The organism is Micromonospora parva (genome assembly GCF_000718515.1).
GTDB classification, from domain to species: domain Bacteria; phylum Actinomycetota; class Actinomycetes; order Mycobacteriales; family Micromonosporaceae; genus Micromonospora; species Micromonospora parva.
Map to the genome: position 1 here is coordinate 175,034 of NZ_JNZS01000015.1, position 14,226 is coordinate 189,259.

At 68.8% G+C, this 14,226-nt stretch carries 10 protein-coding genes; 8 read left to right on the top strand and 2 right to left on the bottom strand.

Going from position 1 to position 14,226, the window contains the following annotated elements:
• Positions 1-35: 35 nt before the first annotated feature.
• The 3 genes from IF22_RS0121720 (at position 36) to IF22_RS0121730 (ending at position 7,459) form a co-directional block, all read left to right on the top strand.
• Positions 36-1,133 (top strand): pPIWI_RE_Y domain-containing protein, encoded by a 1,098-nt coding sequence (locus IF22_RS0121720; RefSeq protein WP_245233697.1) that lies wholly within the window; start codon positions 36-38, stop codon positions 1,131-1,133.
• The gene (locus tag IF22_RS0121725) at positions 1,126-4,578 is read left to right on the top strand and encodes a pPIWI_RE_Z domain-containing protein (RefSeq protein WP_030334834.1); all 3,453 of its coding nucleotides are present in this window, start codon (positions 1,126-1,128) and stop codon (positions 4,576-4,578) included. The genes IF22_RS0121720 and IF22_RS0121725 overlap by 8 nt, the downstream gene beginning before the upstream one ends.
• A gap of 79 nt (positions 4,579-4,657) precedes the next feature.
• Positions 4,658-7,459: a pPIWI_RE module domain-containing protein gene (locus IF22_RS0121730; protein ID WP_245233705.1), complete on the top strand. Its 2,802-nt coding sequence runs from the start codon at positions 4,658-4,660 to the stop codon at positions 7,457-7,459.
• Positions 7,460-7,518: 59 nt separating this feature from the next.
• Here the strand turns inward: IF22_RS0121730 and IF22_RS33275 are convergent, their stop codons facing one another.
• On the bottom strand, positions 7,519-8,364 hold the full coding sequence (locus IF22_RS33275; protein WP_036412011.1) for an HNH endonuclease: 846 nt from the start codon (positions 8,362-8,364) through the stop codon (positions 7,519-7,521).
• Complete coding sequence (locus tag IF22_RS0121740) at positions 8,364-9,923, bottom strand: AAA family ATPase (protein WP_209444586.1); 1,560 nt, start codon at positions 9,921-9,923, stop codon at positions 8,364-8,366. Before IF22_RS0121740 ends, IF22_RS33275 begins: the two co-directional genes overlap by 1 nt.
• A gap of 183 nt (positions 9,924-10,106) precedes the next feature.
• On the opposite strand from IF22_RS0121740, the gene IF22_RS0121745 reads away from it, so the two are divergent.
• The 5 genes from IF22_RS0121745 (at position 10,107) to IF22_RS0121760 (ending at position 13,986) form a co-directional block, all read left to right on the top strand.
• Positions 10,107-11,603, top strand: a complete 1,497-nt coding sequence (locus IF22_RS0121745) for an RNA-directed DNA polymerase (protein WP_030334846.1) — start codon at positions 10,107-10,109, stop codon at positions 11,601-11,603.
• Positions 11,600-12,172, top strand: coding sequence for a hypothetical protein (locus IF22_RS0121750; protein ID WP_030334847.1), 573 nt, complete (start codon positions 11,600-11,602; stop codon positions 12,170-12,172). Before IF22_RS0121745 ends, IF22_RS0121750 begins: the two co-directional genes overlap by 4 nt.
• Positions 12,173-12,545: 373 nt before the next feature.
• Positions 12,546-12,800 (top strand): hypothetical protein, encoded by a 255-nt coding sequence (locus IF22_RS35130; RefSeq protein ID WP_156057799.1) that lies wholly within the window; start codon positions 12,546-12,548, stop codon positions 12,798-12,800.
• A 203-nt stretch (positions 12,801-13,003) separates the two neighbouring features.
• Positions 13,004-13,396 carry a hypothetical protein gene (locus IF22_RS36015; RefSeq protein ID WP_245233698.1) on the top strand — a complete coding sequence of 131 codons (393 nt, stop codon included), beginning with the start codon at positions 13,004-13,006 and terminating at the stop codon, positions 13,394-13,396.
• Between the two features lie 80 nt (positions 13,397-13,476).
• Positions 13,477-13,986, top strand: coding sequence for a hypothetical protein (locus tag IF22_RS0121760; protein WP_245233699.1), 510 nt, complete (start codon positions 13,477-13,479; stop codon positions 13,984-13,986).
• The last annotated feature ends 240 nt before the right edge of the window (positions 13,987-14,226 follow it).

Sequence of the window (14,226 nt, forward strand, 5' to 3'; positions counted from 1 at the left end):
CCACAGCACCGCCCGACCTGTCCGCGTTTTCCGGCGTGAAACTGCTGCGCCTGGTCGCGACTGCCGTGATCGACCTGTCCCGGCATGCACGAACCCCGGAACCGGTGTACTCGGACAACGTGCAGAAGGCTTACAACCACGTCGTGGTGCAGAGCCTGCTTCGTGGCTCGGCGCCGCCGGCGAGCGTGACCGAGCTGGCCGAGTGGGCCGCCACGAAGCCGCTGGGTCAGTGGCCGCTGGAGCTTCCGGACGACATCGAACCGGTCGAGGAGTACCTCGTCGACGCCGGCACCCGGACCCCGACCCAGCTCTGTTACGAGTGGCACGTCCCCGCGCAGGACGCCGCGGCCGAGTTGTTCGAGAACGAGGTCATCCGGGACGTGTTCATCCAGTGCGAGGCCGCGGGCGCGCCGGCCGCCTACACGGCGTTCCGGCAGCTTCTGGTCGAGCATCCGGTGCTCACTGGCGTGCGGATGGCCATGCTGATCGGTGAGGCGCCGGAGCTGGGGCTGGTCATGGAAACCGTCAAGCGCTGCTACGAGCCCGCCCCCGCGGCGTTCCGGGCCGGTGACGGCACAATCACCACCTGCGCCCGCTGCGGCTGCCTGCTCAAACCGTACGGCACCGGTTGGCGGTGCGAACTCGACCGATGCCGCCGCGAACAGCGGCCCACCCCGGGCGAGCGGATCAACCCGGCCGCGACCGGCGGGGTCCTGCAGCTGCGGGCGCCGCTGCGGATGTTCATCACCGGGCCGGGCCTCGCCGAGATCGACCTGCAGAAGGAGCTCGCCCGCCGCGGGCTTCACGCGGAGATGTGGCCTGGCTGCGACGCCTACGACCTGCGGATCACCCTTCCGAACAAGGCGGTCTGGGCGATCGACGTTAAGGACCGGGCGAATCCCGCCCTGCTCGGGCACACCGCGACCGCGCTGCGCCATCAGCCCCGCTACGACGAGGCGTATCTCGTGGTCCCGGCCTATCGCTTCGCCGACCGGGAGGATTACGCGCGCGTGTTCAAGCACTACTGCCCGCCCGAGGTGGCCTCTCGGCTGCGGCTGATGAGCGACACCCAGTTCCTGCGGCACGTCTCGCGGACCCTGGCCCGCCTCGACGGGCAGACCGCCGATGCGTGACCGCAGCAGCTGGCACAAGGAACTGATGGCCGAACTGTCCCCGGTGTGGCCGCGCACCGGCAGCGGCCTGCAGCTGAGCGACCTGCTCGACGTCGAGCTGGGTCTCTACCTGCTGCACACCGTGATGCCGCACCGGGCCGCCGGCGACGCGTGGACGCTGTTGAGCGGCTACCCCTACGGCGAAGCGTTCGGCGACGTGCGCAGCCCGCGGGACCGGCTGATGATCCGCCGGGCCCGGCACTACCTGTGGGACCGCGCCCGCCGCTACACCTGGCGCAACTCACTCGCGCTCTACCGCGAGGTCGAGATCCGGCTGCGCGGCTTCGACCTCGACGACCTCGACGCCCCGCCCCGCCGGCAGCAGCCCTCCCGCGCCGCCAGCCGGTTCGAGACGTTCCATCGGCTGCTGAGCTCACCGCCGCCGCTGGAACGGCATCAGCTGAGCATCGCCGGCGTGGGCGAGCACGTCTTCCAGGTCCGCGACCAGCGGTACTCAGCCCGGATCCCCGCCGTGCTGGTCGAACAGAGCACGCCGCTGCGCCACGACCTCGACGCGCTGCCCCCGGGCAAAGGGGCGCCGATCACCGCCAGTTGGGAGCAGCTGACCACTGCCGCGGCAACGATGGACGACATCGAAGAGCGCACCAGAGGGAAAACCAACCAATGGGCCCGCCGCCTCGACCGGGTGGCGCTGTTCAGCCGCGACAATACCGCCCGGGAGTACGTGCCCAGCGGCGACCTGCGCATCGAGCAGCTCATGCACATGGTCGGCATGGTCGGCGCCGGGAAGTCGACCATCCGGGACATCCTCACCTACCACCTGGCCACCGACCCGGCCTGCCGGCGCCACATCACCATCCTCGTCGGTGACGTCGCCGAGATGCTCACCGTCACCGCCCAGTTCAACCGGCTCGGCGTGCCCGCCGCCCCCGTGCTCGGGCATTCCACCCTGGAACGCAACATCCAGCGCCTGCATCGGCGCGCCGAAGCCGGCGCGGAAACGATGCTGGCCCACCAGCATCCCGGATTCGCCTACCTGTCCAGCGCCTGCCCGCTGGATGCGCTGCGCGGATTCGAAGCCCGCCGCGCGCTGCGCATCGGCGAAGCCCCGTGCGACCGCCTCTACCCCGACCCCGACCCCGACAGCGACGACGGGGGCGCTGACACGCCGTCGGGCGGCCGGTCACGGGGCCTGACCCGGCAAGGGTGCCCGCTCTGGTACACCTGCCCGCGGCACCACGGCGCCCGGGACCTGGTCACCGCCCGGGTGTGGGTCGCCACCCCGGCCTCGCTCGTGCACAGCCGGGTGCCCGCCCACCTGACCAGCAAGACCATCCGCTACGCCGAGCTCGCCTGTCGGCGCAGCGACCTGATCATCGTGGACGAGGCCGACCGGGTCCAGATGCAGCTGGACACCGCGTTCGCGCCGGCCGCGACCCTGGTCGCCCAGGGCAGCGAGTCCTGGCTGGACGAAGTCGGGAAACACAAACTCACCGAGCTTGCCCGTCAGGCCCGGCTACAGCTGTCGCGCTACGACATCGACGACTGGGGCAACGCGCTCAACACCGTCATCGCCGCCACCGACCGCATCTACTCGATGCTGATCACCAACGAGCCGCTGCGCCGCTGGATTACCCAGGACTACTTCTCCGCGATGACCCTGCACCAGTGGCTGCTCAACGAATGGTTCCCCCAGCTGCGCCGCAACCAGAACAGCGACGAGACCGGCCTTGCCGGGCAGCGGGCGGCGATGGCCCGCGTCGACCAGGTCCTCGACCGGTTCCGCGACAACCCGCTCTCCCCGGTGCAGCCGTCTGGCCCGGACGACACGGTCACCGTCCTGGTCAACTCGCTGGTTAACACCGCCATCGAGCTGCTGCACGCGCAACGCGGCGAAACCGGCCGCCGCTACTTGCGCGACCGGCTGCGCACCCTCATCAGCGAGCTCGTACCCGGCGACAGCCCCGCGCCCGGTGAGAGTCCGGTGCTGGGCGCCGGGGAGGCCAACCTCGACCGGTTCGAGTTCACCCTGGTGTTGGCTGTGCTGCACAACCGGCTCAACTTCGTCACCACCCTGTGGCCGCGGGTCGAGGCCGCCCTGAACCTGGAAGCCACCTCGAACGTGCTCTCCCGGCGCCCGCCCAAGGACTACATGCCGATCGTGCCCGAGTCGCCGATGGGTAACGTGCTGGGCTTCCAGTTCCAGGCCGGCGAACGTAACGCCGACGGGGAGCAGAGCGGCGAGCTGCGGTTCTTTCGCTGTAACGGAGTCGGCCGGGAACTGCTGCTGGAACTGACCGGCATCCCCGCCATCGACGACCGGCCCGGCCCCAACGTGCTGCTCATGTCGGCCACCAGCTGGGCCGGCAGCTCCAGCCGCTACCACCTGCACGCCCCCGTGGACGCGATCCTGCGCCCGCACGACCACGAAATCGCTGCGATTAAGCAGAGCCGGTTCCGGACCGAATTCCTGTACCGGCCCGACAGCACCGAAGCCCTGCGCCTATCCGGCGTCGACCCGCAACGACGCCCGCAGCAACTCGAGCAGATGCTGCACGCCCTGGCCGTCCCCGACCGCACCCTCGGCGGCGCCACCTCCCTTTTGCAGCAGGAACTCGACGCCATCCCCGACCCGCAACGACGCCGGATCCTGCTGCTGGTCGGTAGCTACGCCGAAGCCGCCCACGCTGGCACCTACCTCAACAGCCAGCCCGAGTGGGCCGGCAACGTCACCGTGCTGGTCGCCGACGACAGCGACCTCGACCACTCCTGGAACACCCTGTCCACCCAGCACGGACGCCACTACCTGCGCCGCGGCGAGATCACCACCTTCCCCGACGCCGGCGGGCAGCTGCTCATCGCTCCGCTGCTGTCGGTCGAACGCGGCCACAACATCGTCACCCCCGGCGGGAAAGCCGCCATCGGCAGCGTCTACTTCCTGGCCCGCCCGCACCACCGGCCCGACGACATCACCCTGGCGACCCAGGCCATCAACGACTGGGCGGTGCGCCAATACCGCGGCGCCGGCCGCCCGTTCCAGCAACTCGTCCTCGCCCAGGGCACCCCGGACGCGGCCGGCGTCCGGTTCCGACAGGAAGCCAGCCGCCGCTGGCACCGCTACCTGACCCGCCGCCTGTCCTGGACCAGCCTGCCCGCCGACGAGAAATCCTCGTTCACCTGGGACCAACTAGTCGTCATCTGGCAGGTCATCGGACGGCTCGTCCGCGGCGGCGTCGCCGCCCGCGTCTACTTCGTCGACGGCGCGTTCTCCCCCCGCGAGGCCGGTTTCAAAGGCGCCGACACCCCGGAAACCAGCCTGCTGCGCAGCATGATCCACGAGCTCGACCCGTATTTCGACCCGGCCAGCGCCGTCGACCCGCTCGACCGTTCCCTGGTGCGGGCCCTCTACCAGCCCCTGTACGACGCGCTGCGCGCCATGGGCTGACCAGCCCGGCACGCCCCCGAAAGGACCCCGCATGGTCTACGACCGTCAGCAACCCGCCGTGCTCCTGCCCCGCATGCCGATGCACACCACGTTCCAGACGTTGGCTTTCCCGGACGAATGGCGTGAACGCATCGCCGGCCTGCACGCGGCGAACTACCCGGACCGAACGCTGTCCCCGACCCGGCGGATCCCGATCCGCCGGCTCAACGCCCTGCTACGCGTCGCCGCACCCGACCTGATCTCCGCGGCCACCTACACCAGCGTCCGCGACGGCGACCCCTGGCTGTACGCCAAGACGGCCTGCCCACCACCGGTGCTGCGCACCCTGTTCAACGCCTGGCTCTACGACCTGGCCCGCAGGGACATCGCCAAGCCGCTCGTGGTGCCCACGATCAAAGCGCTGGATGCTGCCGACCTCCAGTGGCGGCCGGAAAAAATCGACCTGCTCGAGTGCACCACCTCGGACGGCGGCACCGCCGTTCCCAAGGCGCGGCTCTACACGCTGCTGACCGACGCGATCGCCTGGCAGATCGCGCAGCATTCCGCCCGGGACCCCTACACCCACGAGGGCGGGCAGCTGAAGTTCCGGCAGGTCGCGGCCAACCCGTCGGCCGACGGCGCCGAACTGGTGTCCTGGCCACCCCTGACCTATCAGGCCAAAGGCAAGAACCCGCGTACTTGGCTCTACAGCGCCTACCTGCGCATCGCCCTGCGCACCGTCCCCTTCGACCCGCGACCGCGCCTGCACGTCAACGTCGGTGTGCGCCGCTGGACCTCGAACGCGGTCCGGCCGAAAGGCCTCAACGCCGCCTCGGTGTATCTGCTGTCGGCCAACCCATTCGCGGCCGGCGCCAGCGTGCCCGACAAGTTCGCGGTCGCCCGCGTCCAATGGAACCCCAGGATCGACGCGCTGAGCTGGGTGAACTCCGGACCCGAGCAGATGCTATCGCGCCTGAACATCATCGCGAAGCTGCCCGACGCCGCGGAACTCGGCCGCCAGTCCGACCTGTGGCTTCCCGAACGTGACGGGGTCACCGCCGCCGTCGTCTACCACACCACCATGCAGGGATCCCACGACGTCGGCACCGGGATCATGCCGGCCGAACGGCGACGTCTGCTGGCCTGGGTCGAGGGCGTCGTCGCGCCTCACTTCGAACTGGCGGAACCGCTGCACAAGGTGCCGGGCATCAAACGGGCCGGTACCACCTTCACCAAACTGACGCCCATCCCGCGCAGCAACAGCGGCAAGCTGCCGGAAGCCGACTACGAGGCGAAGCTCGCCCAGGCGCGCGCCACCCGCCGGTCCGAGACCGCGGCCAACGCCCGGCTGCGCCGGCAACGGCTCGCCGAGGTCACCGGCACCGAAGGGTTGACCGTGGCCCTGCTCGATCAGCCGTCCCGGACCATGCGGACCCTGCTTCTCGACACGGTCGAAGAACTCCTCGACCTGCCACCACGCACCACTGCCGACACGGACACGTGGACGTGGAACGTCGACGGGTTCACCCTCACCGTCCGCGCCCGTGTGCTGTCCAACCTGGGCGGCCCGCTCGGCAGCGGCAGCACGCCCCGCAAAGGCGCCCAGCACGACGCCGCCGTCACCACCCGGCGCGACCAGGTCGCGGCCGCCCTGACTACCTGGGGACGTGAGCAGGGTGGCGCGGCCGATGCGGCGCTGGTCGTCTTGGAGGGGCGGGAGAAATTCCGGCGCCGCACCACCGACCCGAAGTTCGCAATCCGCCTGGGCTGCGCCGACGCCGGCGCGGTCAGCCAGTTCATCAGCCCCGAGAAAGACGGCGAGGACGCCACCGCCGAGCACCGGGCCGAAGCCACCTGGTTGGACCTGTTCCGGCAGGTCGGCATGCGTTTCGTGCCCGAAGCCCGCGGCCTCGACATCCCCGACGGCCTCAACCAGATCGCGTTCTGGATCGTCAAACGCCGCAGGGACGACACCAACACCCGCAAGCTGTTCATCCCCGTCGCCGTACTGATCCGCCCCGGCAACCCCTGCGTCATGGGCCGCGCCAAAGGCATGCCCGGCTGGGTGCCGTACCCGCAGCTACTCAAACACCTCGCCGGCTACCACGAACCGGACATGCCCCGCACCGAGCAGGAGCAGATCGCCGCCGTCGCGGCCTTCGTCCGCAGCACGCTCAACGCGCTGCGCGCCGACCACACCCTGGTGGTGGTCGACGCCCAGAACATCCGCAACCGGCTGCCCTCAATGCAGAACACCCACCTCGAGGCCGAACGCATCCAGTTCGCCGACGGGGTGAGCCAGCCCGTGGCGACGTACGGCGAACGCATGCGGCTGGTCCGGATCGGCGGGAACGACCGCATGGAAACACCGCAGGCGTGGGCGGCCCAGCCCGACAGCACCGGCATCTCGTCCGGCCTCTGGTACGACGCCCAGCACCTCGACCTCGACACCACCCGTGTCTTCTACAGCACCGTCGAAAAGCCGGTCACCCACAACAAGATCGGTGTCGAGCTGGCCAAGCTGACCCCGCATCACACCAAGATCGAACCCAAGCTAGACGCATCAGACGAGCAAGAGGTGAAAGAACGAGATCACTTCAACCCCGGCTCCGCGGCCTGGAACCCGGAGCTGTTGCAGTTCACCGTCGTCGCCAAACCCGAAGACGAGACTAGCCTTCTCTGGGCGGCGTTCCTGCACCAGCAGCGGTCCTGCTTCGACGACTACACCTCGGCGCTCGGCGTCCCGCTGATCCTGCACCTGGCCACGCTCACCACCCGCTACGCCCTGCCCACCGAAGACGACGAAGCCGACGACGAGGACGAGGGCAGCCCGCAGGCCCCCGCGGATCCGGAAGCGGCCGCCGAAGCCGACGACGAAGACGACCTCGACCTCGAGCTGTAGCCGGCGGACCGCGCGCTACCGCCGCGCCGCACGACCCCGTCGGCGGCAGGGCGGTGGATTCAGCCCAGGTCGAATCCGCCGTCGCAAAACCAGTCCGACTCGCTCAACGCGACGTACATGGCCGTCTGCCAGCTGTTCAGGCGCGCATGCCGGCAGCTGTCGGCGTTCTCCTGCAGAAAGTCGCGCACTCCGTCGGCTCCGCCGGTGGCGGCGAGCTGGCCGAGCCGGTACTCCAGATTTGCCAGTTCCTGGGCGGCCTGCGCCGTGTACAGCGCGCCCAGCCCGAACCCGTCGAAGTGATGCCGGGCGCGGGCCTGATCGGCGGCCGCCCAGTGCTGCGGCGCCTCGACGAAGAACCGCACGGCCGGCGGCCGGTCCTGTTCGACGGCCGCGTGCAGCCACCGGTCGGTGTCGAAATGGTCGTAGTAAGGGTGCACCGCAGCGGTCTGCGCCGACGCGGCGACCTGGTTGCCTTTCCTCTTGTTGCACTCGTGACAGGCTGGCACCAGGTTGAGCGGGGTCACGGCCAGCGCCGGGAACTTCGTTTTCGGCAGCACATGATCCAGGGTCCGGGCGTCCCGGTGCCCGCACGACGGGCAGCGGTTGTGCGGGGCTGCGGCACGGATCGCGTCATAGATGTGCCGGGCGGCCCCCTTCGGGTGGGCCATCCGGTCGTCGTACAGCGTGATCATCTGTTTGCGGGTAACGGCGTCGGCCTCGAAGTCCTTCTCGCGCAGTGCGTGCGCCAGACCCCGCTCTGCCGCGGCTGCATAGCTCGCCGCGGCGGCGGTGACCGTGCCGGTCGCCGAGCGGTACACCGCGCGCAGGTCCCTGTCGCGCATCCGGCTGATGGCGGCCTCGTAGGTTTCCTGGGCGGTGTGCCGGGGCTTCGGAAGGCTCCACATCAGAGGGCCCCGCCGGCTTCGCGGACCGCGATCAGCCCACGAACCAAGGCGCGGGCCTCCCCGCCGAGCCGGCCGTCGAACCGCTCGACGATCTCCGGGTACGACTGACCCTGCGCGACCGCGTCCCGCAGCACCTTGTGGAAACCCGAGCGGGTGACTTCCAGACCGAAAACCTCCCTGGTTAGCACCCCGACGTTCTCCCCGAACGTTTCGATCTCGGGCCGCTCAGCGACCAGCACGTCGCCGGCTCGCCGCAGCTTCCACGCACACACCCGCGGCACTTCCTGCAGCACCACCGGCGAGTGGGTCGCGATGATCGCCACCCCGTTGCGGTTGATCAGCAGATCCGACAGCGCACGCACGAACGCGGCCAGCAGCGGCGGGTGCAGGTGCGCCTCCGGCTCGTCGAGCAGGACCAGCGATCGCTCCTCGACGGTCTCGACCAGACGCGTCATCGTCAGCAGCACGATCTTGTGACCGGAGCTCAGGTCACGGAAAAGATCCCGTGCCGTGTCGCCCACGTCGTCGCTGGTCGCCAGGTCAGCGAGCTCGATCACCCCGGCATCCGCGAAAATCGGATCACCGGCCAGCAACTGCAGGGCGCGTTGCCACCGTCCCCGGCGTGCCGGCTGACGGCACGCCTGGACGCTCCTGCCGAACTCGCCGGCCAGCGTGCGGTGGTCCTTCGGCGGGAGCGGTTTCTCGTTGGTCTTGTTGCGCCGCACCCGTTTGAGACCGATGTAGGCGTATCGGGAGTTGCTGCCGCCGATCGGTTCGAACCTGTCGAAGGCGCTGAAGCTGACCGAGATCGCGTTCGTGAAGTTGTCCGCCCGGTCGTCGTCGGCGTCGAAGGTGAAGGTGCCCGATTGGCCGTCAGCGACCGGGGCCAACTCGCCCGCGACGACATGGCTCAGGTGGTGCAGCAGGTGGGTCTTGCCGACGCCGTTCGACCCGATGAGCACGTGGATGTTCGTCGGCGGTTCCGATTCGGGGACCACGTCGAACTCCAGCGTGGCGCCCAGATCCGGAAGGTCGGCAGACGGCGGCGTGCGATAGGTGAACCGGAAGCGGGTCAGATGCAGACCGCCGAGGGCCTGGCGCCGAAACTGACCCAGGACGCTGGTGTGGGTCAGCGCGCGTAGCAGCGACACGGTCGTGACTTCTTGCGTCAGGGCCCGGGGATACAGATCTTCGTCGGCCGCTATGTCGTGCAACGCCGTCAGGACCTCAGCCCGGACATGCTCGCCGAGCCGGTTCAGCTGCTCGTAGTAGGTGCCATCCTGGCCCACCGAGAAGAAGTTCTCGTCGAGCCGGTCGAAGGAGTCCGGCAGCGCCGGCGACCGCTGGTCCGACCCCATACCAAACTGGCCGATCTTGACCTCGCCGATACGGGTCAGTTCGCCTGCCTCGTCACGGACCAGCAGCAGGTACATCGTCTCGAAGCGGAACCAGTCATCCCAGTTGTCATGCACCAGGAACGCCTCAGGCCCGGCATCATCTTCAGCGCCAGCAACGTCCTCGGGGAAGGCATGCCCGGCTGGGACCACGACAAAGTGCACGAGACGATCTCTTCCTGATCCGCGCGACGGCTGGGTGACGTCCGGGTAATGCACGGTAATGCATCGGCACCGCGAACGGCCCGCATGCGTCCTGCCCGAGACGCCATCCGGCCTGGAGCCTCGGTCACGTACCTACGCCTCGGCGCAGCACCCAGCCGATGCCGTCTGTGATAGATACGAGCTATGCAACCGGTGCCCGCTACGGTCTTGTCCCGGCTCGACCTGGAACAGGCCGCCCGCCAGGAAGCCGGCGCCACCGAAGCGCTGATGCCGACGGCGCCGGGCACGGTCCAGCTTGCGCAGAACGCCGCACCGTTCGCATCGTGGCTTGCTGGACAGCTTCAAGCCGGTCTTGTCCCGTGCCGTGGTCTCATCGTGGCGGTCGCCAAACCCGACACCGGCATACGACCGGTCGCAGCCTGGGGTCTCGCCGAACGCGTCACCTACCGGGCGCTCACCGACCTGCTCATGAGCGAAGCGAAGTACGAGGGCGGCCGTTCCCCGGAAGCGCACGCGGAGTTCTCGTACGCACCGTTGGCGCACGCCCTGACCCGGGGCAGGCGCCCCGACGCTCCGAAGGAGCAGCAGTGGCCACACAGCGCCGCCGTCCAGTACGTGGTGAGGGCTGACGTTGCCGCATTCTACGACTACATCGACCACGACATCCTCGCCCGGGAACTGCTGCTGCGTGCCGCGGACCACGCGGCCATCACTTGCCTGCTGGAGCTCCTGTTCGAGGTGCAGGGCCGCCGCTACGGCCTGCCGCAGCTACTCGAGCCCTCCGACCGGCTCTCCGACCTGTACGCGGCACGAATCCTCCGGGCGCTGCGCCGTAAACAGTGGGCGGCGTGGCGGTACAACGACGACTTCCGGATCGCCACCGACACCTTCGAAGACGTCAAACGCTCGCTCGACGACCTGGCGGCGGCCGCCCGCGACAACGGCCTGGTGCTCAACGAGTCCAAAACCCGCACGCCGTCGTTCGCGACCTACTGGGAAGATAACGAGATCCCCGACTACGACGACAGCGCGGACACTGATCCGCAATGGGCCATCGACGTCCTCAACGCCACCGTGACACCTCGAGACCTCGCCGCGGGCAGCACGGCCACCGGGCAGATCCCGTTGCACGAGGCTGACCGCGGCGTGATCCGCAAAATCCGACGCGCTCTGATCCGGCTCGCCGATCCGCCCGAGCCACAGGCGATCACGGTCCTGCCGAAGCTGGAAAACATCGTCGCGTTCGTCAGCTCCAGCACCCCGTACGCCCTGGCCTACCTGCAGGCGATGGCCCACACCAACCGCTCCGCGGTCGTGACGAGCCTCACCGCCCTCATCGCCGACGTCAGCCTCAGCGGCTGGCAGCGGCTGTGCCTGCTGCGGGCAATTCACGAACTTGGCCTCACCGACGCCGACCCCTTCAGCACCTGGGTCACCGATCACCGGGCCCAGCGGTACGAGCCTGCCGTGCGCGCCGAGGCCGCCCTGGTACTGGCCGCAGCAAACAAGATCGATGCGCCGGAGGTCATCCGCGCCCTCGACGAGGAACCCTCGGCCCTGGCCAGCTGGTATCTAGTCGCTTTACGGCATCTACATTCACATGGCACCGTCTCGCCGGAGGCCTACGACGCGGTCCGCGACGAGAGCGGCCTGTACGCGGCCATCCTGGCTCGGCCATGAACCCCGACCAGCCCCGCCTCACGATCACGGAGGACGCCCTCGAGGAACTGCATCGCACCTACTCTCTGCACGCCGCCAGCCGCCCCAGCCTTCCTCGAACGCAGAATCCGGGGTACCGCAGCACCGGCGTAACCAGCTCCCCGACCGAGCAGGCCGCATGCTGGATGCGAATGATCAGCACCACCGAGATCTACACCGAGGCCCTACTCAAGCACCTCGACGCCGAACGGCCGAATCCGGCGCCGCGCGGCTGGACCGACGTCATCGGATCGTTGAAACAGCGCCACCAGATCGACGCGACCGGCATACCCGGCTGGAGCCGGCTCGAGGCTTACATCCTGGTCCGTAACGCGCTCGCTCACGGGCTCGGCCGCTTCACGGCGCACCAGCAGGCCAGGGGCGTTCCCCGAAAGGTACGCGCAGTCGGCGTTCCGGTACGCGACGGCATGGTCGTGGTCACCGCCATTGCCATGGCCGGCTGTGCAGCGACCTGCAGCAGGTTCATGACCGCGCTCGACGCCCACCCCCGCGTCGACACCACGCCGTCGAGACTGCTGCCCGCCCCGTAGCACGAATCCAACCGCACCGCCGGACCGGCAAAGGCACCACAGGTAGACAATTCGGTGCACAGCAATTGAGAGCCCGTCACCAAGCCTCGGAGGGACGTTGCCAGGGGCGCATACTTCGCTGGTGGACCTGCAAGATCTTTCTCGCCGCCGAGACTCTGTTCGGCTGGCCGCTCGGCACCATCGACCGATGACCATGCCTACCGCGGAAGGCTCTCGATAGCCGAATGGCGCGGGCAAGGCGCCGCGCTGCGATCGCAGCTGCCTGCTGTTGCGCCGGAAGACTTGGCCAAGGGCTGCGGATCTCGCTCTGGACGCCGCCATCGACGTTAAGACTCGCAGCAAGGGCACCGTTCACCTGTCTTCACGTCTGTGCATGACCGGCACCGGCGCTCCCACGGACGACGATCTACGCGAAGAACTGGCCGAACTTGCTTGGCTGCGCAAGAAGCCTGCACTGGCCGACGACGTCACTGACGGCGCAACGCTCGATGCAACAAGCGGGCGGCGACCGCGTCGAATACGCCTGCCGCACGCTTGTCTCGTCATGATCGAGTGCACTCAATTCGGCATGACCGGACGGCTTCGAGACCACTGCCGATTACTCACCGCGACGCCCCATTCGGCATGATCGAGTGCGTCAGCTCATCCACTACCGTCCGGGCTGTGGCAGCCATAGCAGCGGGAGCGTTTCGTCGGACGCCGATCGAGCGGTCAGACCAACGGGTCGCATGGGACCGGGCAGACCAGGCCTCTTTCGCTGCCGGAGCCTGTCACATCCTCGCCTGGGTCTGCCGGGACTCCTATTCAGACAGGCCCACCGAGATAGCTGGGGTGCCCCTCCTGGGTCAGCGGCAGGTCTTCCACACCTACGCGGCCTGGGACGGCTGGGCGTTCGACCACTCAGGCTGGAATCCCGAGCCACAACTGCTGGCGGTCAACACGGACTTCGAAGGCCAACCGCTCACGCGCCTCAAGATCACCGAAGGTCTCGCTGATTTCTGCCAGAAGCACCATTACCGCATGCCGAACCAGTACTGGCGTGACCCGCGCCCACATGCGCGGGACTACATCGGCCACTACATCCCACCCTGGGCACAGCCCCTACCCGCACTCGCCCCGGCGAACGCACATCTGCCGAGGGGGCACCGGCTGTTGACGCGCCCCGATCAGCGGCAGGCCGATGCGTCGGTGGGAGCCGTCGCGCTGATCCTGCGGCGACGGTGAAGAATCTGCGCGTGGATGTTGCCGATCTGCTCCGTCGAGCTGCGGCCATGGTCCCAGCGGACGTCGTGAATGAAGCCGGCGTGACGGTCGTGGACGTACGCGAGTACCTCGACCACGACGAGTGGGAGATCGCGTTCGACCTCCTTGCAGACCTCCACACGGGTTGGCGACCGCCGACCGCTTGGTGGGATCTACTGGTCGACAGTGCCGAGTTGATGTGGCTGCCCGACGCTGCCGCGTGGTGCCAGTGGGGCCGCTGGGAGAGCATCCACGGAACTGTCCGCGCCGAGTTGCGGCTACTGTCGCCCACGGAGGGTGGCCGACGAACACCAATCCCGGGCAAGGGCATCCTCCGACCGCTGTGGAACCTCGGCCGGTGTACGGCTGCGGGCGATTCGGATCTGCTCGTGGCACGTGTCTGGGTGGAGTCCGCGCCGGCGTTGCCACCAGGTGCCACCGGGTCGGTCCGCCTAGGCCCGCTGTCCCCTGCCCTCTGGCGTCACCTGCAGCCGGGCATGACGATCACGATGCACGAGGGCCGACCTGCGGTAGGGACCGCCACCATGATCGAGGTGTCGATCGCGCGTTGACATCGGCAATTGGTGGACGCTGCCTCCTGTCATCGCGGGCAAGATCCGGTCCGTCGCCGTCTCTCTGAAGTACTGACGAGGTACCGGGACGAGCCCGGTGCCGGCAACCAGAAACCGATCTGAGCGGCGGGAAGGCTCCGGCTGCGAGGCGACCGGTGCAGCGGAGGTCGATCGCGGTGGCCCGGCAGCAGGAGGGCGGAGGCCAGCACGGTGGCGGTTTCGACGGTTTACGGGGGGTGC